The 23335-nt window shown below is 67.3% G+C and carries 19 protein-coding genes; 5 read left to right on the plus strand and 14 right to left on the minus strand.

The window, feature by feature from the left end; all coding sequences use genetic code 11:
• The first annotated feature begins 63 nt into the window (after nucleotides 1–63).
• From JYP50_RS09130 to fdxA, 5 genes are all read left to right on the plus strand, one after another.
• Nucleotides 64–3711 (plus strand): ATP-binding protein, encoded by a 3648-nt coding sequence (locus JYP50_RS09130; RefSeq protein WP_206560204.1) that lies wholly within the window; start codon nucleotides 64–66, stop codon nucleotides 3709–3711.
• The gene (locus tag JYP50_RS09135) at nucleotides 3712–4815 is read left to right on the plus strand and encodes a Wadjet anti-phage system protein JetD domain-containing protein (RefSeq protein ID WP_206560205.1); all 1104 of its coding nucleotides are present in this window, start codon (nucleotides 3712–3714) and stop codon (nucleotides 4813–4815) included. It begins immediately after the preceding gene.
• Between the two features lie 306 nt (nucleotides 4816–5121).
• Complete coding sequence (gene rnk / locus JYP50_RS09140; protein WP_206560206.1) at nucleotides 5122–5505, plus strand: nucleoside diphosphate kinase regulator; 384 nt, start codon at nucleotides 5122–5124, stop codon at nucleotides 5503–5505.
• Between the two features lie 159 nt (nucleotides 5506–5664).
• A complete protein-coding gene (gene mutS / locus JYP50_RS09145) occupies nucleotides 5665–8223 on the plus strand; it encodes a DNA mismatch repair protein MutS (RefSeq protein ID WP_206560422.1) in 2559 nt (852 codons plus the stop codon).
• Between the two features lie 79 nt (nucleotides 8224–8302).
• Entirely contained in the window at nucleotides 8303–8626 is a 324-nt protein-coding gene (gene fdxA, locus JYP50_RS09150; RefSeq protein ID WP_206560207.1) for a ferredoxin FdxA, read from the plus strand.
• A gap of 415 nt (nucleotides 8627–9041) precedes the next feature.
• On the opposite strand, the gene rpoS is transcribed toward fdxA, so the two are convergent.
• The 14 genes from rpoS to JYP50_RS09220 all read right to left on the minus strand — a co-directional run bounded on the left by rpoS (nucleotide 9042) and on the right by JYP50_RS09220 (nucleotide 23330).
• Nucleotides 9042–9989, minus strand: a complete 948-nt coding sequence (gene rpoS / locus JYP50_RS09155) for an RNA polymerase sigma factor RpoS (protein WP_206560423.1) — start codon at nucleotides 9987–9989, stop codon at nucleotides 9042–9044.
• A 340-nt stretch (nucleotides 9990–10329) separates the two neighbouring features.
• Nucleotides 10330–11229 carry a peptidoglycan DD-metalloendopeptidase family protein gene (locus JYP50_RS09160; RefSeq protein ID WP_347136753.1) on the minus strand — a complete coding sequence of 300 codons (900 nt, stop codon included), beginning with the start codon at nucleotides 11227–11229 and terminating at the stop codon, nucleotides 10330–10332.
• A 6-nt stretch (nucleotides 11230–11235) separates the two neighbouring features.
• Nucleotides 11236–12159, minus strand: a complete 924-nt coding sequence (locus JYP50_RS09165; protein WP_347136754.1) for a DUF368 domain-containing protein — start codon at nucleotides 12157–12159, stop codon at nucleotides 11236–11238.
• Nucleotides 12159–12791 carry a protein-L-isoaspartate(D-aspartate) O-methyltransferase gene (locus JYP50_RS09170; protein WP_206560426.1) on the minus strand — a complete coding sequence of 211 codons (633 nt, stop codon included), beginning with the start codon at nucleotides 12789–12791 and terminating at the stop codon, nucleotides 12159–12161. Before JYP50_RS09170 ends, JYP50_RS09165 begins: the two co-directional genes overlap by 1 nt.
• Before the next feature lie 22 nt (nucleotides 12792–12813).
• Nucleotides 12814–13872, minus strand: coding sequence for a tRNA pseudouridine(13) synthase TruD (gene truD / locus JYP50_RS09175; RefSeq protein ID WP_206560208.1), 1059 nt, complete (start codon nucleotides 13870–13872; stop codon nucleotides 12814–12816).
• Complete coding sequence (gene ispF, locus JYP50_RS09180) at nucleotides 13869–14348, minus strand: 2-C-methyl-D-erythritol 2,4-cyclodiphosphate synthase (RefSeq protein WP_206560209.1); 480 nt, start codon at nucleotides 14346–14348, stop codon at nucleotides 13869–13871. Before ispF ends, truD begins: the two co-directional genes overlap by 4 nt.
• Complete coding sequence (ispD, locus tag JYP50_RS09185; RefSeq protein WP_206560210.1) at nucleotides 14339–15064, minus strand: 2-C-methyl-D-erythritol 4-phosphate cytidylyltransferase; 726 nt, start codon at nucleotides 15062–15064, stop codon at nucleotides 14339–14341. Before ispD ends, ispF begins: the two co-directional genes overlap by 10 nt.
• Entirely contained in the window at nucleotides 15061–15381 is a 321-nt protein-coding gene (ftsB, locus tag JYP50_RS09190; RefSeq protein WP_206560211.1) for a cell division protein FtsB, read from the minus strand. The genes ispD and ftsB overlap by 4 nt, the downstream gene beginning before the upstream one ends.
• A 12-nt stretch (nucleotides 15382–15393) precedes the next feature.
• Complete coding sequence (gene eno, locus JYP50_RS09195) at nucleotides 15394–16680, minus strand: phosphopyruvate hydratase (RefSeq protein ID WP_206560212.1); 1287 nt, start codon at nucleotides 16678–16680, stop codon at nucleotides 15394–15396.
• Between the two features lie 54 nt (nucleotides 16681–16734).
• Complete coding sequence (gene kdsA / locus JYP50_RS09200; protein WP_241263018.1) at nucleotides 16735–17580, minus strand: 3-deoxy-8-phosphooctulonate synthase; 846 nt, start codon at nucleotides 17578–17580, stop codon at nucleotides 16735–16737.
• Between the two features lie 44 nt (nucleotides 17581–17624).
• Nucleotides 17625–19271, minus strand: a complete 1647-nt coding sequence (locus JYP50_RS09205; protein ID WP_206560214.1) for a CTP synthase — start codon at nucleotides 19269–19271, stop codon at nucleotides 17625–17627.
• Between the two features lie 130 nt (nucleotides 19272–19401).
• Nucleotides 19402–20754: a tRNA lysidine(34) synthetase TilS gene (gene tilS, locus JYP50_RS09210; protein WP_206560215.1), complete on the minus strand. Its 1353-nt coding sequence runs from the start codon at nucleotides 20752–20754 to the stop codon at nucleotides 19402–19404.
• 22 nt (nucleotides 20755–20776) lie between these two features.
• Entirely contained in the window at nucleotides 20777–21724 is a 948-nt protein-coding gene (gene accA, locus JYP50_RS09215; protein ID WP_206560216.1) for an acetyl-CoA carboxylase carboxyl transferase subunit alpha, read from the minus strand.
• Between the two features lie 301 nt (nucleotides 21725–22025).
• Nucleotides 22026–23330 (minus strand): sodium ion-translocating decarboxylase subunit beta, encoded by a 1305-nt coding sequence (locus tag JYP50_RS09220; protein WP_206560217.1) that lies wholly within the window; start codon nucleotides 23328–23330, stop codon nucleotides 22026–22028.
• Nucleotides 23331–23335 lie beyond the last annotated feature (5 nt).

The following is a 23335-nucleotide window of genomic DNA, read 5'->3' on the forward strand; positions in this document are numbered from 1 at the left end:
GGGGACGGATACCTATTTCCGCCCCGCCGAAATAGATATCCGTCCCCTATTGTGGGGGGGCGTATGTACCTGAAGCGCTCGATTACCGTTAACTGGGGTAACTTGCCGCCGCAGGAGCTGGACTATGGGCCGGTGAACCTGTTTTCCGGCGGCAACGGGTCCGGCAAGACCACCGCCGCCGACGCCCTGCAGACCCTGATGACCGCGGCCCACGACAACCTGTTCACCTATAACCCGGGGCAGGACGAGACCACCCAGCGCGGCCGCGGCGGCAAGCAGGTGCGCACCCTGGCCTCCTATGTCCTGGGCTGCGACGACGGCGCCTTCGCCCGCCCCTTCGACTGCGACGGTTATATCGCCGGCGTGTTCCACCCGACCAAGGGCGAAACCGCCGAGCCCTTCACCGCGGTGATTGGTGTGCGCGCCCGTCTGGACCGGGCCGGCGCCACGCCCCAGGCGCGGCAGGACGAGCTGCTGTTGATGATCCTGCCCGGCGAGATGCTGCACAAATCCCATTTCGTGCGCAGCTACCCGGACGGCGACCACGTTACCCCGGTCACCGAACTGCCCAACCTGCTGCGCCAGGAGTTCGGCAAGAAAGCCGTTGAGGTCTACGAACGCAAGGGCGCCTACCTGGCCCGGCTGTACGGCGCCCTGCGCGGCAAGCGCGATGCCGTGTCCCTGCGCGAGGGCACCAACGCCGCGCGCACCTTCGCCCGCTTCATGGCCTACAAACCGGTGCAATCCATCGACCAGTTCGTGGCCGGGGAAGTGCTGGAGGCGCGGGAACTGGGCGACACCATTCGCCGCATCCGCGACCTGCTGCGCACGGTGCACGGCATGGAACAGGAGGCGCGCCAGCTGCGCGACAGCGTCGCCCTCCTCGCGCAGTCGCGGGAGCAGGCCGAACATTACCTGGAGCACTGGCTACAGCGCACCGCGGCCGCCTACGGCGCCGCCGCGCAACAGCAGCAGCGCAACCAGAAGCAGTATGTAGCGGAAAAAGAGCAACAACTGGCACTGCGCCAGGAACAGGAAGGCCTGGAGGCGGAGCGGGAGGAAACCCACAAGCGCCTGCAGCAGGTGCACCGCGACCTGGTATCGCTGGAGGCTCGCATCCAGGGTGTGCCCGCCCTGCGCACCAAGCAGGAACTGGAAGCGCGACGGGACACACTCACCGCCGAGCTGCACCGGGGCGCCCGCCCCCTGCTGGAACAGGACCAGCAGCGCGGCGCCAACCTGGCGGCGCTGCACAACATCCGCAACCTGCTGAACCGGCACAGCCTGGAGCTGTTACTGCCCGAGCTGGCCAGCCGCGGCTGGCGCAACACGGCCAAGGAGCTACTGGCCCGCGGCGAGCGGGAACTGCCCGACCTGAACCAGCTGCTGGCCCGGGACTGGATCGACCTCAGCCCCCTGGAAGCGGGCCTGGACCACAGCCGCGCGGAGCAACCCCTGCACAACCAGCTCGCGGCCATCCTCCACGGCCCCGGGGACGGCGAGGCGGGTACCGACGCCCTGTCGCTGTCCCAGCGGCTGGACCGTCTTGTCGCCGAGCGCGAGCGGGAACTGCGCGGCATCGAACAGGAACAGCAGCGCATCGAGCACCAGATCGGCACCCTGCAATCCAGCCAGGTGAACTACCCCCGCGACGTCAACGAGGCCCTGGCGGCGATCCGCGCCCAGTGCCCCCAGGCCGACCCGCGGGTGCTGTGCGACCACGTGGAAGTCATCGACCCCCAGTGGCAGATGGCCATCGAGGGCTACCTCGGCGGCGCCCGCTTCGGCATCCTGGTGGAAGCGGAACACGAGGCCGAGGCGATCCGCATCGTGCGCCGCCTGGCCGGTAGCCGCCGCAACCGCGCGCGGGTGATCCAGGGCGAACAGGCGCGGCGGGACGCGGAGCGCCAGTCCCTGGCGGAGGATTCCATCTTCCACGTGCTGCGCTTCTCCCACGGTGTGGCCGAGCACTACCTCCGCGCCTCCTACGGCAGCGTGGTGCGGGTACCGGACGCCGAGACCCTGCGCCTGACCCGTCGCGGCATCACCGCCGACGGCCTCGCCTCCGGCAACTACGCCATGTTCCGCTGCGATGTCGACGACAGCGAACTGGTGTTCGGCGAGGCCGCCCGCGAGCGCAACCTGCGCGCCCAGCAGCAGGCGCTGCTGGACGTCCGGGAGCAGTACCAGAAAGGCAGCGAGGCCTACCTGGCGGCGCAACAGCTGCAGCAGCAGGTGAACCGCTTCCGCCCCCTGCAATGGGTGGAAACCGTCGGCACCCTGCTGGACAGCCAGCGCCAGCTGGGCGAGGTGGAGAAGGAACTGGACAACCTCGACCTCAGCGCCCACCGGGACCTGGAGCAAGAGCGGGAACAGGCCCAACAGCGCTACGGCGACCTGGAGACGGAGCAAAAGGCGCAGATCGAACGCCACGGCCAGCTCACCGAAAAACTCAGCAGTTGCGACAAACGCCTGCGCGACTTCGCCGATCGCAGCGAGGCCCTGGAGCAAGCCCGCGACGACGCCGAGGCCGCCCTGTTCGCCAGCGAGCGCCACTGGCCCGGCCTCGACGTGCAACCGCGCATCGACAGCATGGACCAGCGCCTGGCCGCCAGCCACGAGGACATCGGCTTCGCCGCCGAGGAGCGGCGGCTCGACGAGCGGCTGATGCAACTGGCGGTGGCCCTGCAGCAGGCGATCAGCCAGTACAACCAGCAGGCCCAGCCCGCCGACCACGTGCTCGCCGACAGTCCCGAGGAGCTGCACAGCGCGCCCTTCTTCGGCCATGTACGCGGCCTGCAGCAGCAGCTGGACAACCTGCACAACCGCCTGCGCAACAACGTGCTGCTGGCCAAGCAGGAACAGCTCGTCGAGCTGCGCGACACCTTCAACACCACCTTCGTCAGCGACCTCTGCCACGAAATTCACCAGGCCATCCGCGAGGGCGAGCGCACCCTGAAAAACCTCAACAAGGAGCTGGAGCACCACCGCTTCGGCGCCGACCGCGAGCGCTTCGCCTTCGACTGGAACTGGCTGCCCCAGTACAAGGAATACTGGGACTTCTTCCGCGAGATCATAGACATCCCCAACCTGGGAGACGGCAGCAGCCTGTTCGACGCCAGCCTGTCGAACAAGGCCGCCGGGGTGCGCGACCGCCTGCTGGCCCTGCTGCTGGACGGCGACGAACAGCAGGCCCTGCGCGAGCTGGAGCGGATCAGCGACTACCGCCGCTACCGCCGCTACGACATCCTCAAGCACCCGGAAAACAAGGCCCCGATCCGCCTCAGCCAATACGGCACCGGCTCCGGCGGCCAGCTGGAAACCCCGGCCTACATCATCCGCGCCGCCGCGATCACCAGCGCCTTCCGTTTCGGCGAGGGCGACAGCCACCTGCGCATGGTGATCGTCGACGAGGCCTTCATGCACATGGACGAGACCCGCTCGCGGGAAGTGATCGGCTACCTCACCCAGACCCTGGGGCTGCAGCTGACCTTTATCATGCCCACCAGCAAGGCCGGCCCCTTCCTCGATTTGGTGAGCAACCAGTTCGTGTTCAGCAAGGTGCCCAGCCCCACGCCCGTCGGCGAACTCAACACCCGCGTGCTGCTGGATCGCCAGCAGCTCAATGTGGAGCGGGTGGCGGAGCTGTGGGCCCAGCACCGGCGGGTGATCCGCCAGCAGGGGGCGCTGGACTTTATGGACGAGCTCTAGATGGCCGCGCCCCTGTGGCTGCGCGAGGAGGCCTGGCTGCGGGAGCTGCTGGGCTGGTTCCTCGACAAGCTGGAGGGGCCGCGGGCGCGGGCCATTACCCGGCGCGCAAAACCGTCCACGGTACCGGCGCTGTTTCAATTTCACGAGGACACGCAGTACCGCTGGGAGCTGATCGAGAAACTCGCCACCGAGCATTCGGTGTTTAGCATTGTGTACGACCGGAATATCGCCGCTTTTGATCAGCCCTACGAAAACGCCCAACTGCGTCTGAATCCGGACGCCGAGGACCTGCTGCGCGACTGGCTCGACCGGCCGCGCATCGATCCAGCCCAGCAGGCCTGGGAACGGGCGGTCGCGCCCCACCGCCAACGCTTTGCCGACAACGGCGCCTCACTGTTGGCGGCGCGGCCCGTCGCCGCAGGCTACGAGGCCGACGCGCTGGCCGCCGCATTCGCCGCCATTGGCGACCATCTCGAAGGCGAACTTACCTTAAGGGAAATCGCCGCCCGCTGCTTCCGCGGCGACTCCAAGTTTCTCGACCAGCGCCAGGAGCTGCTGCTCAAACTCCACGGCGAGCGCGCCGCGGCCATCCTGCCCCGCCCCCTGCTGCTCACCGCCTGGGCGCCGCCGGACTTCACGCAGCTATTGGTCGTGGAAAACCAGGACAGCTTTTTGCGCCTCGCGGCACACCCACCGCCGGGCTTCGCCCTGCTCTACAGCGGCGGTTTTCGCGCCAGCGCGGGACGTCTGGGCAGCGAGCATACCCGCTTCGCCTTCCTGCCAGGGAGCGACAGTGCGGCCTTTCGGGAACAGTGGTTGAGCGAACAACTGCCAGTGTCCTTCTGGGGCGATTTGGACTTCGCCGGCCTCGGCATCCTCAAGGCCCTGCGCCAGAGCCTGCCCGGATTGCGGGCCTGGGAGCCCGGCTACCGGCCGATGCTGGCACTGCTGGAACAGGGCGGCGGACACAGGCCCGAGCAGGCCGGCAAGAGCGGGCAAACCGATCCCGCGGAGACCGGTTGCGTCTTTTGCGACCGGACACTGCTACCCGCGCTCAGGCGGCACGGGCGATTCGTCGACCAGGAGGCGGTAGCCCCCGACTGAAGCCACTCGCCAATCTCGCCAGTACAGCTAATCTTGAATTGCCGGGGCCGGAGGATTGGCGCTAGCACGATTTGGTGGTAGCCTGCCGCTATATGAACATCTATCCAGGCCATTCCTTTACAACCGCAGCCCGTCCCGGGCCCGCTGCCGCGTGCACGCGAGTTGTCAGCGCCTGTCCTTCTTTAGGCGGTCGAGCCACCCCCGAGGCTTGATCGCCTCACCCTACCCCGGGTAACACTTTCCAGACACAACCCTGCCTGCCGGCGGCTTCGGGCCGCGGCGGCGTTATTAATTCAGGTATAGAAAATGACGACCAACACACAAGACAGAGTAATCCACCTCAAACAATCGGACATGGACCGGCTGACGACCCTGATCGACCGCCATGACACCCCCGCCGCCGAGGCGCTGGACGAAGAATTGACCCGGGCGCAGATCTGGCCCGACGACGACTTTCCCGGCGACAGCATCGCCATGGGCAGCCGGGTGCGCTTCGAGGACCTCGATACCGGAAAGCAGACCGAAGTCACCCTGGTCTACCCCCACGAGGCCGATGTGGGCGCCATGAAAATCTCGGTGCTGTCGCCGGTGGGCAGCGCCCTGATCGGCCTGCGCATTGGCGACAGTATCGACTGGCCGATGAACGCTGGCCGGGTCCGTCGACTGAAGGTGGACGCGCTGCTGGGGTAGCGGCGCAACCACCGCCTCGAGGCGGCGCGATGGGGGCCCGGGTCGCCCCCCCTGTTTTCCCGGTACGCACTTCCTTTATCATAGCGCCTCACAACGCACCCCGACCCACTTCGATACAAAGAGCATTTCTTTTTGAATCAGACCGTTACCCACACCCCCATGATGCAGCAATACCTGCGCATCAAGGCCGAGCACCCCAACGACCTCGTGTTCTACCGCATGGGGGACTTCTACGAGCTGTTCCACGACGACGCCAAAAAAGCCGCGGAAATCCTCGACATCACCCTGACCGCGCGGGGCAAGTCCGGCGGCGAGCCGATTCCCATGGCCGGGGTGCCCTACCACGCCGCCGAGAACTACCTCGGGCGGCTGGTGCGGGCCGGGGTGTCGGTGGCGATCTGCGAGCAGATCGGCGACCCGGCGACGAGCAAGGGGCCGGTGGAACGCAAGGTGGTGCGGGTGGTGACCCCCGGCACGCTCTCGGACGAGGCGCTGTTGGAGGACCGGGTGGACAACCTGCTGCTGGCGGTGAACAGCCAGGGGGAACACTTCGGCATCGCCTACCTGGACCTGGCCAGCGGCCGCTTCCGCGCCCTTGAAGTAGAGGGCGAGGAGGCGCTGGCGGGGGAGCTGCAGCGCCTCAACCCGGCGGAGACCCTGTACCGGGAGGGTATCTACCTGCCGGTGGTCATAAGCCGCCGCGGGGCCCGCAGCCAGCCGGAGTGGGAATTCGACCTGGAGAGCGCGCGCCGCGGCCTCAACGCCCAGTTCCAGAGCCACGACCTCCAGGGTTTCGGCTGCGACGACCTGGAACTGGCCCTGGGGGCCGCCGGCTGCCTGCTGCAGTACGTCAAGGACACCCAGCGCAGCAGCCTGCCGCATATCCGCTCGATCAGCCACGAAAACCGCGCCGAGAGCGTAATCCTGGACGCCGCCACCCGGCGCAACCTGGAGATCGACCGCAACCTCGCCGGCGGCGACAGCAACACCCTGCTGTCGGTGCTCGACCGGGGCGTCACCGCCATGGGCAGCCGCCTGCTGCGGCGCTGGCTGCACCGGCCGCTCACCGATATCGCGGTGCTGCGCGAGCGCCAGGCGGCGATCCGCGCGCTGTGCGACAACTACCGGTACGAAACGGTGCGCGACACCCTCAAGCCCATCGGCGACATGGAGCGCATCCTGTCCCGGGTGGCCCTGCGCTCGGCCCGTCCCCGGGACCTGTCGCGGCTGTGCGCCTCGCTCGCCGCCCTGCCCCGCCTGCGCGGCGAGCTGGCCGCGACGCCAGCGCCGCTGCTGGCGCGGCTGTCGCAACAGGTCGGCGACCACCCCGAGCTGGTGGACCTGCTGCAGCGCGCGATCATCGACAACCCGCCGGTGGTCATCCGCGACGGCGGGGTGATCGCCGAGGGCTACGACAGCGAGCTGGACGAGTTGCGCCAGATCAGCGAGCACGCCGGCGACTACCTGCTGGAAATCGAGCAGCGCGAGCGCGAGGCCACCGGCATCTCCACCCTCAAGGTGGGCTACAACCGGGTCCACGGCTACTACATCGAGATCAGCCGCGCCCAGTCCGAGCAGGCGCCGGCGGCCTACGTGCGGCGCCAGACCCTGAAGAACGCCGAGCGCTTCATCACCCCCGAACTCAAGGCTTTCGAGGACAAGGCCCTGTCCAGCAAGAGCCGGGCACTGGCCCGGGAGAAGGCGCTGTACGATGCCCTGCTGGAACGCCTGAACGAAGACCTGGGCGCGCTGCAGGACTGCGCCGCGGCGGTATCGGAAATCGATGTACTGGCCAACCTGGCCGAGCGCGCCGACAGCCTGCGCCTGTGCCAGCCGGAGTTCTGCGAGGAACAGGTATTCGAGATCAACGAAGGGCGCCACCTGGTGGTGGAGCAGGTGCTGGACGAGCCCTTTATCGCCAACGACACCCTGTTGAACAGCCAGCGACGCATGCTGCTGATCACCGGCCCCAACATGGGCGGTAAGTCGACCTATATGCGCCAGAACGCGGTGATCGCCCTGCTGGCCCATATCGGCAGTTTCGTGCCGGCGTCCCGGGCACGCCTGGCGCCGATCGACCGCATCTTTACCCGGATCGGCTCCTCCGACGATTTGGCCTCCGGCCGCTCCACCTTCATGGTGGAGATGACCGAGACCGCCAACATCCTGCACAACGCCACCCCCCGCAGCCTGGTGCTGATGGACGAGGTGGGCCGTGGCACCAGCACCTTCGACGGCCTCAGCCTGGCCTGGGCGGCGGCGGTGGCGCTGGCGCGGCAGGTGCAGGCCTTCACCCTGTTCGCCACCCACTACTTCGAGATGACCGCCCTGCCCGAGCAGTGTGAGACCATGGCCAACGTGCACCTGGACGCCACCGAGCACCAGGACCACGTGGTATTCCTGCACCATATCCAGGAGGGGCCGGCCAACCGCAGCTACGGCCTGCAGGTGGCCAAGCTGGCGGGCATTCCCGCCCCGGTGCTGCGGGCCGCCCAGGACAAGCTGGAAGAACTGGAGAGCGCCCGCCCGGTCAACGGCGCGGAGCCCGGCGCGCCGATGCCCGCCGCGACCACCTCGCCGTCGCCGGCCCAGGCGGAGTTGTTCGCCAGCCCCGCGCCGCACCCGGCGGTGACCGCGCTGGAAGCCCTGGAGGTGGACGATCTCAGCCCGCGACAGGCCCTCGAGAAGCTGTATCAACTGCGGGCGCTACTGGATTGAAAAGGCTTCATTTTCACGCACTATGCGGGTAAACTAGCCGCCCTTTTCAGCACAGCCCGGACCAAGAGGCAGTTTTGGCATGACCTTTGTTGTTGGTGAACAGTGTATCAAGTGCAAGCACACTGACTGCGTGGAAGTGTGTCCCGTGGATTGCTTCTACGAGGGCCCCAACTTTCTGGTGATTCACCCCGACGAGTGCATCGACTGCGCGCTGTGCGAGCCGGAGTGCCCGGTGGACGCCATTTACTCCGAGGACGAACTACCACAGGACCAGCAGGTGTTCATGGAGCTGAACGCGGAGCTGGCGGAAATCTGGCCCAACATCACCGAGATGAAGGACGCGCCGGCGGACGCCGAGGAGTGGGCCGGCAAGCCGAACAAGCTGGAGCTGCTGGAGCGGTAGACGCCCCCACACGCAGCCACAAAAAAACCCGCCATCGAGCGGGTTTTTTTGTGGGAAAACGGCGGCGGAAGGCGTGTAGGGCCGAACTCATTCGGCCGTGGCGCAATGAATTGCGCCCTACAGGGGGGAAGGGCCGCACCGTGTAGGGTCGAATTCATTCGACCGAAAAGCGGCGCAATGAATTGCGCCCTACAGGGCCAGGCCCACACCGTGTAGGGTCGAATTCATTCGACCGAAAAGCGGCGCAATGAATTGCGCCCTACAGGGCCAGGGCCGCGCCGTGTAGGGTCGAATTCATTCGACCGAAAAGCGGCGCAATGAATTGCGCCCTACAGGGCCAGGCCCACACCGTGTAGGGTCGAATTCATTCGACCGAAAAGCGGCGCAATAAATCGCGCCTTACAGGAACGGCTCGTCAGTTGAACAGCGAATCGCCCGACAACCCCTCGGTTTCCATGATCGCGCGCAGGCGCCGCAGGGCCTCCACCTGGATCTGCCGTACCCGCTCCCGGGTCAGACCGATCTCGCGCCCCACTTCCTCCAGGGTACTGCTCTCGTAGCCGCGCAGGCCGAAGCGCCGGGACACCACTTCCCGCTGCTTCTCGGTCAACTCCTCCAGCCACACCCCGATGCTGTCGCGGATATCGTTCTCCTGCAGCAGCTGGGAGGGGTCGGAAACCTGGGTGTCGGCGATGGTGTCGACCACGGACTTTTCCGAGTCCGGTCCCACCGGCAAATCCACCGAGGTGACGCGCTCGTTGAGCCCCAGCAGGCGCTTCACGTCCGCCGCGGGCTTGTCCAGCATGTCGGCGATTTCCTCCGCGCTGGGTTCGTGATCCAGCTTCTGGGTCAACTCCCGGGCCGCGCGCAGGTAGACGTTGAGCTCTTTCACCACGTGGATCGGCAGGCGGATGGTGCGGGTCTGGTTCATAATCGCCCGCTCGATGGTCTGGCGAATCCACCAGGTGGCATAGGTGGAAAAGCGGAAGCCCCGCTCCGGATCGAACTTTTCCACCGCGCGTATCAGGCCCAGGTTGCCCTCCTCGATAAGGTCGAGGAGGGTCAGGCCGCGATTGATATAGCGCCGCGAAATTTTTACCACCAGGCGCAGGTTGCTTTCGATCATTCGACGACGGCCATTCTCGTCGCCCTTGCGCGCCAGGCGGGCGAAATACTTCTCCTCCTCCGCGGTTAGCAGGGGGGAGTAGCCGATTTCATTGAGGTACAGCTGGGTTGCGTCGAGCGATTTTTCGATACTGCGGGCCGACTTGGCGCGATCGAATTCGGCCTCCTCGTCAAAGGCCTCGTCACTGCCGTTGCCTGGCGCCGAATTAGGCTTGCATTTGTTGGTAGTATTGGCTATCTTTTCTGGGTGGGTTCGCGACCTGAGTGGTGCGGATGTCGGAGCGCCCCTGTTTGTATTGCTCTTTGTAGAATTCCGTTTCGAGCTCTTCTTTGGCGTATCCACTTCCATGGCTATACCTCATTGTATTGTTTCGTTGCTGAGAGTATTCCCGCCGGTCGTTCAGGTTACCCCAGAGCCGACACCGGTTTCAAGATGCGTGACGCAGTTCTCATTTTGATCGCGAATCACTTCCCCGCCCTTTTCCCCAAACGACTTTCCCCAAGCGAAACACCTAGCCACACCGCGCCATCCGCTCCCCCATGCCAGGTGGTCCGAACGGCATAAAGAATAGTAAATGCTAGCGTTTAGGCAGTAATCGCAGCGGGTCCACGGGCTTGCCTTCCTTGCGAATCTCGAAATGCAGTTTCACGGTATCGGTTCCAGAACTCCCCTTAACGGCGATTTTTTCCCCCGCCCGGACGGCGGCGCCTTCGCGCACCAGCAGTCGGTCGTTGTGGCCATAGGCGCTGAGATAGGTGTCGTTGTGCTTGACGATCAACAGCTCACCCAGGCCGACGATGCCGGTACCCGCGTAGACCACCACGCCGTCGGCAACGGCCCTGACGGCCTCCCCGCGGTTGCCGCCGATGTCGATACCCTTGTGTACGGTCGCGGAAAAGCCGCGGATTACACGTCCATCGCTGGGCCACCGCCACCGGCTCACCGCCCCCTGTGGCGCCGGGGGTTTCGCCGCCGGAGCCGGCTGCTTGCGTGCCGGGGCGGGACTCCCAGTTTTACCGGAGCCGGATGACCCTTTCGTGACAGCGGAGGGCTTGCCGCCGGCGGCCGCCGACGCGGTTTTGGCGACGCCTGTAGAGGGTGCGGGGGAAGATGCCCGGACGGGCTTCGCCGGCGGAGCGGCCTCCCGCAACTTCAGGGTCTGGCCCGGGTAGATCGTATACGGGGCGGCGATCCGGTTGGCGGCGGCCAGGGCCCGGAAATCAAAGCCGTAGCGAAAGGCAATCGAGTATAGAGTATCGCCGCGCACCACCCGGTACTCGCCGGGAGCCGGCCCGCGCTGGGACTGGAGCACCGGTGGCCGCGCGCTGGAGGCGGGCCGGTTGCGGTCCTCCACCGGCGCCCGCGGATTGCCGCCGCAGCCGGCGAGACCGGCCACCAGCACAGGCACCAGCATCACGCAGAGTACCGTTCCCGGCAGTGACCGCCGCGCCTTCCCGGGCATGCGATAGCCGGCCACGGGCACTCAGGAGGGGCGCGCCCCGCCCCATCGCCAATGCACCAGCCACACCGCGAGCGCTCCAAACACGGCCAGTCCCAGGCACAACCAGGTCTGGGGGCTGTCGCCGGTCAGCTGCAGGTACTCGGCGGGCAGGATCGGAACCTGCTGCACCGGGCGCGGTTCACCCTGGCTGTCCACCACCCAATCCAGCGCGCGCTTCCAGGGCCACACCACGGCCAGGGAGCCGAACAGGAAGCCGGTGAGCAGGGCCATGGTGGCGGCGTGGAAGCGGTGCAGCAGCCAGTACAGCAGACGCGAAAAAACCATCAGGCCACAGGCCGCGCCGAGGGCGAACACCGCGATAAACAGCAGGTCCAGGGACTTGATGGCGGCGAGCACGGTGGCGTACATGCCCAGCAGCACCAGGATGAAACTGCCGGAGATCCCCGGCAGGATCATCGCGCAGATGGCCACGAAACCGGCCAGGAAAACGCCGGCCAGGCCGCCGCCGAGCCCCATCGCCGGCGACAGGGCCACCAGCAGCGCGGCGCCGGCGCCCAGTGCCAGGCAGGCCACGCGCCCGGGCGTCCAGCGCCCCACCTGCTGTAGCAACACCAGCGCCGAGGCCAGTATGAGGCCGAAGAAAAAAGCCCACAGCGGCACCGGGTGGTGCTCCAGGACCCAGGAAATCAGCCGCGCCAGGGACAGTATGCTGGTCGCGATGCCCGCCAGCAGCGCCAACAGGAAAGCGCCGTCGACGTGCCGCCAGAGCTCCCGCACGCGCCCCGCCAACAGCAAGCGCAAGGCCGCCAGGTCAAAGGACCGGATGCTGCCGAGCAGGCGGTCGTAGATGCCGGTGATGAAGGCCATCGTGCCCCCGGAAACCCCCGGCACGATATCCGCGGCGCCCATCAGCAGGCCGCGCAGGAATATCCCGACCGGACTCACTAACGCACCGTGCCGGAACGCAGTGGCACGAAACGGACCGCTTCGATGATCTCGGTGCTGAAACCGTCGACATCGCGGGTCACCACCTGCAATTGCTGGGACTCGCCGCCCACCGGGATAACCAGTCGGCCGCCGGGGGCCAGCTGCTCGAGTAAATCCGCGGGAATCTGTTCCGGGGCGGCGGCGCTGAGAATGCCGTCGAAGGGGCCCTTGTCGGCCCAGCCCAGGGCGCCGTCGCTGTGACGCAGCTGGGTATTGCGCAACTTTAACTGGCGCATGCGCGCGCGCGCCTTGTCCAACAGGGGTTTGATGCGCTCGACGCTGTACACCTGGTCCACCAGTTGCGCCAGAACCGCGGTCTGGTAGCCCGAGCCAGTGCCGATCTCCAGCACCTGCTGCCGCGGCCCCGCCGCCAACAGCAGCTCGGTCATCCGCGCCACGATATAGGGCTGGGAGAGGGTTTGCTGATAGCCGATGGGCAGCGCCGTGTCCTCGTAGGCACGGTGGGCCATGGCCTCGTCCAGGAACAGGTGGCGCGGCGTGGTGCGCATCACCTCGAGCACCCGCTGATCGCGTATGCCCTGCTCCACCAACCGCTGCACCAGGCGCTCCCGCGTGCGCAGCGACGTCATACCAATGCCCTTGAGGTCGACGCTAGTCACCGCCGTCACCACCCGCTGTATCCCCTTGTGTATATTGTGTTATTTGCGCCAGCACGGCAGTGGCGTAACTCCCGGCCCCGAGACTGAACTCCAGCCGCAGGCAGTCATCATCACAAAACCGCCAGCAAAAGTCATCCGCCAGGACCCGCGCCGGACGGTAGTCCAAGTCCAGGCCCGCGGCCTCCAGGAAGTCGCAGAGCCCCACCTCCGCGGCCAGCAACCGCGCCTGTTCCGCCAGCCGCTCGGCCCCCTGCTGGGGCTGGCCCCGCCCCCACAGCGGCAGCGCCGGATGCAGGTCGCCGTCGGCTGCGCGGCGTGCGATATCGGCATCGAGTTGCTCGCAGGCAAAGCGGCTGCGGGTCCCCTGGAGCACGCACACGTCCCCCGGCAATACCTGCCCCCAGGTCCCCGCCCGCACCCGCTCGGCCAGCAGGGTATTGAACAGATGGGCCCGCAGGGCGGAAAGGTAGAGGCCGCGCTTGTGCCGCGACAGCCGGCGCCCGCCGCGCCGCTCCGCCCACTGCCGGGCCTGGGCCAGGGTGGCGCCGTCACGGCCGAAGCGCTGTTCGCCAAAATAATTGGGTACGCCGCTCGCGCGCACCGCCTCCAGACGCGCGGTCAGCGCATCGCGATCGCCCCGCAGTTCGCGCAGGGTCAGACGGAAGCGGTTGCCCCGGTGCACCCCCCGGCGTAACTTGCGGGCGTGGCGGCCCGCCGCCAGCACGGAGACCTCGCCGGAGGCCTCCAGGCGCCGCCAGTCCGGCTCCGGTCGCCCCGCCAGGCCCACGCTGAACCATTGACTGGTGAGGGCGTTGCGGTCCTTCATGCCACTGTAGCCGATGTCCCGCAGGGGCACCCCGGACAGTTCCGACAGGCGCTGGGCGAGGTCGGCGGTGTTCAGGCCGCGTTTCTCCAGGTGCAGGAAGGCGTGCTCTCCCGTGCCGTCCGGATCGAAACCGAGCACCTCGCGCACCTCGAAGTCCTCCGCGCACTGGCGGATCAACGCGTCGCTGTCGGGGGCCGCGCCTGCGGTGGGCCTGTTGGGATTCATTGTCCGGCGGCCACCAACAGCACCACGGCGTGGGCGGCAATGCCCTCCTCCCGGCCGGTAAAGCCCAGCTTCTCGGTGGTGGTCGCCTTGACATTGACCTGCCCCGCGGCGGCATTTAAATCCGCGGCGAGATGGTTTTGCATCGCGGGAATATACGCGGCGAGCCGGGGGGCCTGGGCGATCACCGTGCAATCGAGATTGCCCAGCTGCCAGCCGGCCCCGTCCACCTGGGCCATTACCGCCCGCAACAACTCGCGGCTGTCGGCCCCGGCGAAAGCGGGGTCGGTATCGGGAAAGTGGCGGCCGATATCACCGCGGCCGATGGCGCCGAGCAGGGCATCGCACACCGCGTGCAACAGCACGTCGCCGTCGGAATGAGCCACCAGGCCCCGGCCGTGGGCGATGCGCACACCGCCGATGATCACGTGATCCCCCGGGCCGAAGCGGTGAACGTCGTAGCCGTGGCCTATTCGCATCGCTTTTGCCCCTGGAGTCGCGCGTCGAGGTAGAAAGCGGCCAGGGGCAGATCCCCCGGCACCGTCACCTTGAGGTTGGCGGCACTGCCCTCCACCAGCTGCACCGGGAAGCCGGCGCGCTCCATGGCCGAGGCCTCGTCGGTAACCGGCTCGCCCGCCGCCAGGGCCGCCTCCAATGCGCCGCGCAATTCACCCAGGCGGAACATTTGCGGGGTCTGGGCGCGCCAGTACTGCCGCCGGTCAACCGTCGCCAGCACGCGTCCGGCGCCGTCGGACTGCTTCAGGGTATCGACCACTGGCTGGGCCAGGATCGCGCCCTCCCCGCGCTCGAGCACCCGCGCCACCAAGCGCTCGAGATCGGCCTGGGGCAGGCAGGGCCGGGCGGCGTCGTGCACCAATACCCAGTCCTCATCCTGTGCAAATTCTTGCAGGGCATGCAAGCCGCTCAGCACCGAATCGGCGCGCTCGGCGCCCCCGCTCACCCGCAGCACCCGGGGGTCCTCCAGGATCGGCAGTTCCCCGGCCCGCTCGTCCGCCAGGTGCAGGGCGACCGCGACGCGCTCGATGCGCGGCGGGGTGAAGCTGAGCAGGGCCAACACGGCGTGGTGCAACAACGGCGCCCCCGCCAGGGACAGGTACTGCTTGGGGCACTCGCCGCCCATGCGCCGGCCGACGCCGGCGGCGGGAATCACCGCGAACAGGCGCGGGTGGCTCACGGCGTGCGCTCCGGTTTGGCGCTTGCGCCGGCACCGCTGCCCTTGCCGTCCTCGACAAACTGATAGAACACCTCGCCCTCGCGAATCAGGCCCAGCTGTTCCCGGGCGCGCTGCTCGACGCTTTCGTTACCGCTTTGCAATTCCAGCACCTCCCGCTCCAGCACCGCGTTGCGCTCGCGCAGGCTGGCGTTGACCTCGCCCTGCTCGCGCACCTGTTGTTCCAGGCGGTGTTTTTCCGCCAGGCTGCCCTCGGCGATCCACAGCCGGTACTGCAGCACCAGCAGCAGCGCGACCAATCCGGCGAGCAGCCAGCGCAATCCGGCGGCCTCCTAGCGCTTGAATTCGGCCATGCCGCGGTAGGGCGCCGCCGCGCCCAGCTCCGCCTCGATGCGCAGCAGGCGGTTGTACTTGGCGACCCGGTCGGAACGGCACAGGGAGCCGGTCTTGATCTGGCCGGCGGCGGTGGCCACCGCCAGGTCGGCGATGGTGGTGTCCTCGGTCTCGCCGGAGCGGTGGGAGATCACTGCGGTATAGCCCGCCTCCTTGGCCATCGCGATGGCGTCCAGGGTCTCGCTCAGGCTGCCGATCTGGTTGAACTTGATCAGGATCGAGTTGCCCACGCCGCGCTCAATGCCCTGCTTGAGGATGGCGGTGTTGGTGACAAACAGATCGTCGCCCACCAGCTGTACCTTGTCGCCGATCTTGTCGGTGAGCAGCTTCCAGCCGTCCCAGTCGGACTCGTCCAGCCCGTCCTCGATAGAGATGATCGGGTGGCTGTTCGCCAGGTCCGCCAGGTAGTCGGTGAACTCGGCGCTGGAGAAGCGCTTGCCCTCGCCGGCCAGGTCGTAAACGCCGTCGCGGTAGAATTCGGAAGCCGCGCAGTCCAGGGCCAGGGTGATGTCGCTGCCGAGGGTGTAGCCGGCCTTGCCCACCGCCTCGGCGATGGCTTCCAGGGCCGCCTCGTTGGAGGGCAGGTTGGGGGCGAAGCCGCCCTCGTCACCCACCGCGGTGCTCAGGCCGCGACCGGCGAGGACTTTCTTGAGCTGGTGGAAGATCTCGGCACCGGCGCGCAGGGCCTCGGCGAAGCTGGGTGCCGCCACCGGCTGCACCATGAACTCCTGGATGTCGACGTTGTTGTCGGCGTGCTCGCCGCCGTTGAGGATGTTCATCATCGGCACCGGCATGCTGAACGCACTGCTGCCGTTGATGTCGGCGATGTGCCGGTACAGGGGCACACCCTTGGCCTGGGCCGCCGCCTTGGCCGCCGCCAGGGACACCGCCAGGATGGCGTTGGCGCCAAAATTGGCCTTGTTGTCGGTACCGTCGGCCTCGATCATCGCCGCGTCCAGCTCGCGCTGGGCGGTGGCGTCGCGGCCCAGCAGCAGGTCGCGAATGGGGCCGTTGACGTTGGCCACCGCCTTGAGCACGCCCTTGCCGAGATAGCGCGCCGGGTCGCCATCGCGCAGCTCCAGGGCCTCGCGGGAGCCGGTGGAGGCGCCGGAGGGCGCGCAGGCGGTGCCGACCACGCCGGACTCCAGGCTCACCTCGGCCATCACCGTGGGGTTGCCGCGGGAATCCATGACCTCGAAGGCCTGAATGTTGGCGATTTTACTCATGTGGGTACTCCCTGTGTTCGGAAACTCTTGTGCGGAAATGCTTGTGTGAAAACACTAGTCGATTGTCAGTTCGGGCAGGCTCTTGACCAGATCGTCCACCGCCTTGACCTGGGCCAGGAAGGGCTCGAGCTTGTCCAGCGGCAGCGCGCTGGGGCCGTCGCAAAGGGCCTTGTCGGGGTCCGGGTGAGCCTCCAGGAACAGCCCCGCGAGGCCGGTGGCCATACCCGCCCGAGCCAGCTCCAGCACCTGGCCGCGGCGCCCGCCCGAGGCGGCGCCCATGGGGTCGCGGCACTGCAGGGCGTGGGTCACGTCGAACACCAGGGGCACGTTGCCGCAGGCCTGCTTCATGACACCGAAGCCCAGCATGTCCACCACCAGGTTGTCGTAGCCGAAGTTGCTGCCGCGCTCGCAGAGCATGAGCTGGTTATTGCCGCACTCGCGGAATTTTTCCGCCACGTTGGCCATCTGCGAGGGGGACAGGAACTGGGGTTTCTTGATGTTGACCGGCGCGCCGGTGACGGCCATCGCCTCCACCAGGTCGGTCTGGCGGGCCAGGAAGGCCGGCAACTGGATGATGTCGCAGACCTCGGCGGCGGGGGCCGCCTGCTCGGGGGTGTGCACATCGGTAATGACCGGCACCCCGAAGGTGGTTTTCACCGCCTCCATGATACGCAGCCCGTCCTCCAGGCCGGGGCCGCGGAAGGAGTGAATCGAGGAGCGGTTGGCCTTGTCGAAGGAGGCCTTGAACACGTAGGGGATGCCCAGGCGCCGGCAAACCTCCACATAGTGTTCCGCCGCGGTGAGAGCCAGATCGCGACTCTCCAGCACGTTGATGCCCCCCAACAGGACAAAGGGGGCATGATTGGCGATGGTGATATTCCCCACCGCAAGGGTCTGCATGGTCACGGCCGTGCTCCTCCCGTATCTGTGGCGACAGTCGCGCTTCAGGCGCCGTTGTCGGTGTGTGCCGCGGCGTGCTCGAGGGCCGCCTCGACAAAACTGGTAAACAGCGGGTGGCCGCCACGGGGTCGCGAGGTGAATTCCGGGTGGAACTGGCAGGCCACGAACCAGGGGTGGTCCGGCAGCTCGATCATCTCCACCAGGGAGCGGTCGGCGGACCAGCCGGCGATGCGCACGCCGGCCTGGACCAGCTGGTCGACGTAGTTGTTGTTGATCTCGTAGCGGTGGCGGTGGCGCTCCTTCACCGAGTCCTTGCCGTAGATGTCGCGCACCTTCGAGCCCGGCTCCAGGTGGCACTCCTGGGCGCCCAGGCGCATGGTGCCACCGAGATCGGAGTTTTCATCCCGGGTCTCCAGGGTGCCGTCCACGTTCTGCCACTCGGTAATCAGGCCGACGATGGGGTGCGGCGTGGTCGGCTCCATCTCGGTGGAGTGGGCGCCTTCGAGGTGGCACACGTTGCGCGCGTACTCGATCAGGGCCACGTGCATGCCCAGGCAGATGCCCAGGAAAGGCACCTTGTGCTCCCGGGCGTAGCGCACCGCGGTAATCTTGCCCTCCACCCCGCGATCGCCAAAGCCGCCCGGCACCAGGATGGCGTCCGCCGCCTCCAGCACGCCGGTGCCGTCGCGCTCGATGTCCTCGGCGTCGATGTAGTCCACTTCCACTTCCGCCAGGGTCTGCAAGCCGGCGTGCTGGAGGGCCTCGTTGAGCGACTTGTAGGCGTCCAGCAGGTCCATGTACTTGCCGACCATGGCGACGCGCACCTTGCCCCGGGTATCGGAAAACTCCCGGCGCAGCACCTCGTCCCACTCGGACAGGTCGGCGGGCTCGCACTTCAGGTTGAAGCGCTCCACCACGATATTGTCGAGCCCGGCCTGGTGCAGAATACCGGGAATACGGTAAATGGAATCGGCGTCGGGCAGGGAGATGACCGCCCGCTCCTCGACATTGGTGAACAGGGCGATTTTCTTGCGCGCGCTGTCGTCGATATCCACCGAGCTGCGGCACAGCAGGATGTCCGGTTGCAGGCCGATGGAGCGCAGCTCCTTCACCGAGTGCTGGGTGGGCTTGGTCTTCGTCTCGCCGGCGGTGGCGATGTAGGGCACCAGGGTGAGGTGCATCAGCAGGGCGCGGCTGGCGCCGACCTCGATGCGCAACTGGCGGATGGCTTCCAGGAAGGGCTGGCTCTCGATATCGCCCACGGTGCCGCCGATTTCCACCACCGCCACGTCGGCGTCGCCCGCCCCCAGGATCACCCGGCGCTTGATCTCGTCGGTGATGTGGGGAATCACCTGTACCGTACCGCCGAGGTAATCGCCGCGGCGCTCCTTGCGCAGCACCGCGTTGTACACCCGGCCGGTGGTGAAGTTGTTGCTGCGGCGCATGGTGGCGTGGGTGAAGCGCTCGTAGTGACCCAGGTCCAGGTCGGTCTCGGCGCCGTCCTCGGTGACGAACACCTCGCCGTGCTGGAAGGGACTCATGGTGCCGGGATCGACATTGATGTAGGGGTCGAGTTTGAGCAGGGTCACTTTCAGGCCGCGAGCCTCCAGTACCGCTGCCAGGGACGCGGCGGCGATCCCCTTGCCAAGAGACGAAACCACACCACCGGTGACGAAGACATATCGCGTCATGAAAAGCCTATCTGTACGCTGTAAATTCGGACACACAAAACCCGCGCTGGACGCTGCCAGGGGGCCGGCAAACGAAGCGCGAGTACTGCAAAAAGATGGGAAGCCAGATTAGCAGAAGACGCCCCCGCGCTCAATCGCGGGAGCCGGGAGTATTTCGCTGCCAGCGCACTTGCCAGGCGCCACCGCCGCGAACCAGGCGAGAAGACTCGCAGAGCCACAGGTCGCCCACCGCCAGCAATTCCCCGCCGAGGTAGAGCAGCGGCACGCGGTCGCGCCACCAGGGGGGCACCCCGGCCTCCTGCAACAGCTTCTTGAGGCCGCGGCTGCCGGTGCGGCCCAGCGGTCGACAGCGCTCGCCCCCGGCGCGCCAGCGCACGCTCAACGCCTCGCCCGGCCCCAGGTCGAGCCCGACGCCGGAGGACGGCACCAGGCCGAGGGCGCCCGCGCCGGCCACCGCCAGGGTCTCGCCGGGAACCAGGACCAGGCCCGCGGGCGGCGCCCGGTCCGCGAACTCCGGCAGCACATAGACCCCGTCGCGGTAGCGCTGCAGGGACAGCCCGCCGGCATCGAAACGGGGGCATCCGCCCTCCCCCGCCTGCGCCAGCTGGCGCAGGAACTCCATCAACGCCGCCTGGTCCGGCGCCATCGCCGCCCCCAGCTCCGCCAGCCAATCCCTGAGTACCCGGCCCGCCAGCGCCGGCGGCAGCGCCAGCAGTGTCGCGAGATCGAGGCCGCGATCGCCCATCGCGTTGCGACGGGCGGGCACCTCGGGAGTCAGCGCCCGCAGTTGCGCCGACGCTTCCCGCAGGTGCGCGGCGGCGCGGCTCACGGTATCGCGATAGCCGGGCCAGCGCCCGGCCAGCAGTGGCAGCACCTGGCTGCGAAGGAAGTTGCGATCGAGGTCGGTATCGGCGTTGGAGGGGTCCTCCACATGGCGCAGGCCGTGGCGGCGGGCGTAGTCTTCCAGGGCGTCCCGGGGCCACTCCAACAGGGGCCGGTACAGGCTTCCCGCCCCCAGGGGGCGGGTCGCGGCCATCGCGCCCAGGCCGTCCACGCCGGCACCGCGCAACAGGCGCAGGAAAAACGTTTCCACCTGGTCGTCGCGGTGATGGGCGGTGAACAGCACCTCGCCGGCGCCCAGCGCTCGCTCGAACGCCGCGTGGCGCGCGTCGCGCGCGGCCGCCTCCAGGCCCTTGCCGCCCGGTTCGACGGCCACCGTTTCGCAGTGCAGGGGGACCCCCAGCTCGCGGCACAACTGCCGGCAGTGTTGCTGCCAGTCGTCGGCCGCGTCCTGCAGCTGGTGGTTGATATGCAACGCCGCGAGGGGCGGCAGGCCGGGGTCAATCCCCCGCGCCGCGACCAGCAGGTGCAACAGTACTGTGGAGTCGAGGCCGCCGCTGAGGGCCACCCACCAGCGCGGCGCGGCGGCCAGCCCGGCCAGCGGCGGCAGCAGGGCACCGGCGGTGAGCAAGGAGCTGTTCATGGGCCGGGGCGCCCCGGGGAAGCTAGTTCCCGTAGGACATCAAGCGCTGGTAGCGCTTCTCGAGCATGTCCTCCAGGGGCAGCCCGTCGAGGCGGGCCAGTTCGGTGACCAGGTGCTGCCTGATGCGCTCGGCCATCTGGTCGACATCGCGGTGGGCGCCGCCGAGCGGCTCCTCGATGGTGGCGTCGACGATGCCCAGCTCCTGCAACACGCTGGAGGTAACCCCCATGGCCTGGGCGGCGTCCGGGGCGTGATCGGTGCTCTTCCAGATAATATTGGCGCAGCCCTCGGGCGAAATCACGAAGTAGGTGGCGTACTGGAGCATCGCCAGGTTGTCGCCGACGCCGATCCCCAACGCCCCGCCGGAGCTGCCCTCGCCGATCACCACGCACAGCACCGGCGTGGCGAGGCGGGACATCACCGCCAGGTTCTGGGCGATGGCCTCGCTGATGCCCCGCTCCTCCGAGTCGATCCCCGGGTAGGCCCCCGGGGTGTCAATCAGGGTAACAACGGGCATCTTGAAGCGCTCGGCCATCTCCATCAGGCGCAGCGCCTTGCGGTAGCCCTCGGGCTTGGGCATGCCGAAATTGCGCATGACCTTGTCCTTGACCGCGCGGCCCTTCTCCTGGCCGATCACCATCACCGGCCGCCCTTCCAGGCGCGCCACGCCACCGACGATGGCGCTGTCGTCGCCGAAGCGGCGGTCGCCGTGCAGCTCGTCGAACTCGGTGAAAATACGCGGGATGTAGTCGAGGGAATACGGCCGCAGGGGGTGGCGGGCCACCTTGACGATATCCCAGGCGCTGAGGTTGCTGTAGATTTTCTCGGTGAGCTTGGTGCTTTTCTCCCGCAGGCGCTCGATTTCCTCGCCGATGTTGATGTCGGCGTCGGAGCCTACATGCTGGAGCTCTTCGATCTTGACCTCAAGCTCGGCGATAGGCTGTTCAAAATCAAGGTAATTGGGGTTCATTCGCTACTGGGCCCGGCAGACTGGAAATGGGCGCACAGTGTACAAAATTAATTTTGCCGGCACCAATTCGCGTAGGCGGTAACGATGGGGTGAGGTGGGAATTGGTCGAATGAATTCGACCCTACAGGGGGGAGCCCCTCACCTGTAGGGCCGAATTCATTCGGCCACGCGAGCCACCCCCCCCTGTAGGGCCGAATTCATTCGGCCACGCGAGCCGCCCTCCCCTTTAGGACCGAATTCATTCGGCCACACGAGCCGCCCTCCCCTTTAGGACCGAATTCATTCGGCCACGCGGAACAGACTACCCCCCCACCAGGCTGATCATGACCCCGGCGGCCACCGCCGAGCCGATGACCCCGGCCACGTTAGGCCCCATGGCATGCATCAACAGGAAGTTGTGGGGGTTGGCTTCCAGGCCGACGCGGTTGGAGACCCGCGCCGCCATCGGCACCGCGGACACCCCGGCGGAGCCGATCAGCGGGTTCAGGGGCACGCTGCCCAGCTTGTTCATCAGTTTCGCCATCAGCACGCCGCAGGCGGTGCCAATGGCGAAGGCGACGATACCCAGGGCGAGGATACCCAGGGTGCTGGTGTCCAGGAACTTGTCGGCCACCAGCTTGGAGCCCACCGACAGGCCGAGGAAAATGGTGGTGATATTGATCAGCGAGTTCTGCACGGTGTCGGACAGTCGATCGACCACGCCGCACTCCTTCATCAGGTTGCCGAAGCAGAACATGCCCAGCAGCGGCGCGGCATCCGGTAGCAGCAGCGCCACCAGGATCAGCAGCACCAGGGGGAAGGTGATCTTTTCCCGGCGCGATACGTGGCGCAGCTGGGTCATCTCGATGGCCCGCTCGGCCTTGGTGGTCAGCGCGCGCATGATCGGCGGCTGGATCATCGGCACCAGCGCCATGTAGGAGTAGGCCGCCACCGCGATCGCCCCCAGCAAATCCGGCGCCAGCACACTGGATACATAGATGGCGGTGGGGCCGTCGGCGCCGCCGATGATGCCGATGGCGGCGGCGTCGGCGATACTGAAGTCCATCAATCCCACGGCGGTGAGCCCCACCGCCCCGAGGACGGTGGCGAAGATGCCGAACTGGGCGGCGGCCCCCAGGAACAGGGTCTTGGGGTTGGCCAGTAGCGGGCCGAAGTCGGTCATCGCCCCCACCCCCATGAAAATCACCAGTGGCGCCACGCCGCTGGCGATGGCCACGGTGTAGAAGTTGTACAGCATGCCGTCGCTGTAGCCCGCGCCGGCGGCCAGCCTGTCCACCACCAGCTGGGTGGTCGGGCCGGCCGATTCATAGGCCGCCATCAGCGCCTTGACGCCGCCGTCGGCGCCGACACCGAGCTGGGCGGCGATCTCGCCGAGCAGGGCCGGACCGCCCTGCAACAGGGCGTTTTCCACCGCCGGATAAGCCAGGCCGGCGCCGGGAATATTGGCCAGGATACCGCCGAAGCCGATGGGCACCAGCAGCAGCGGCTCGAACCCCTTGCGCACCGCCAGGAACAACAACAGCAATCCGACCAGAATCATGACGCCCTGCCCGGGCGCCATCTGCACCAGCCCGGAGGCGTGCCAGAGTGTTAGCAAGTTGTCCATGCGGG

This window comes from Parahaliea mediterranea, from assembly GCF_017255185.1.
Classification (GTDB): Bacteria; Pseudomonadota; Gammaproteobacteria; order Pseudomonadales; family Halieaceae; genus JAFKCZ01.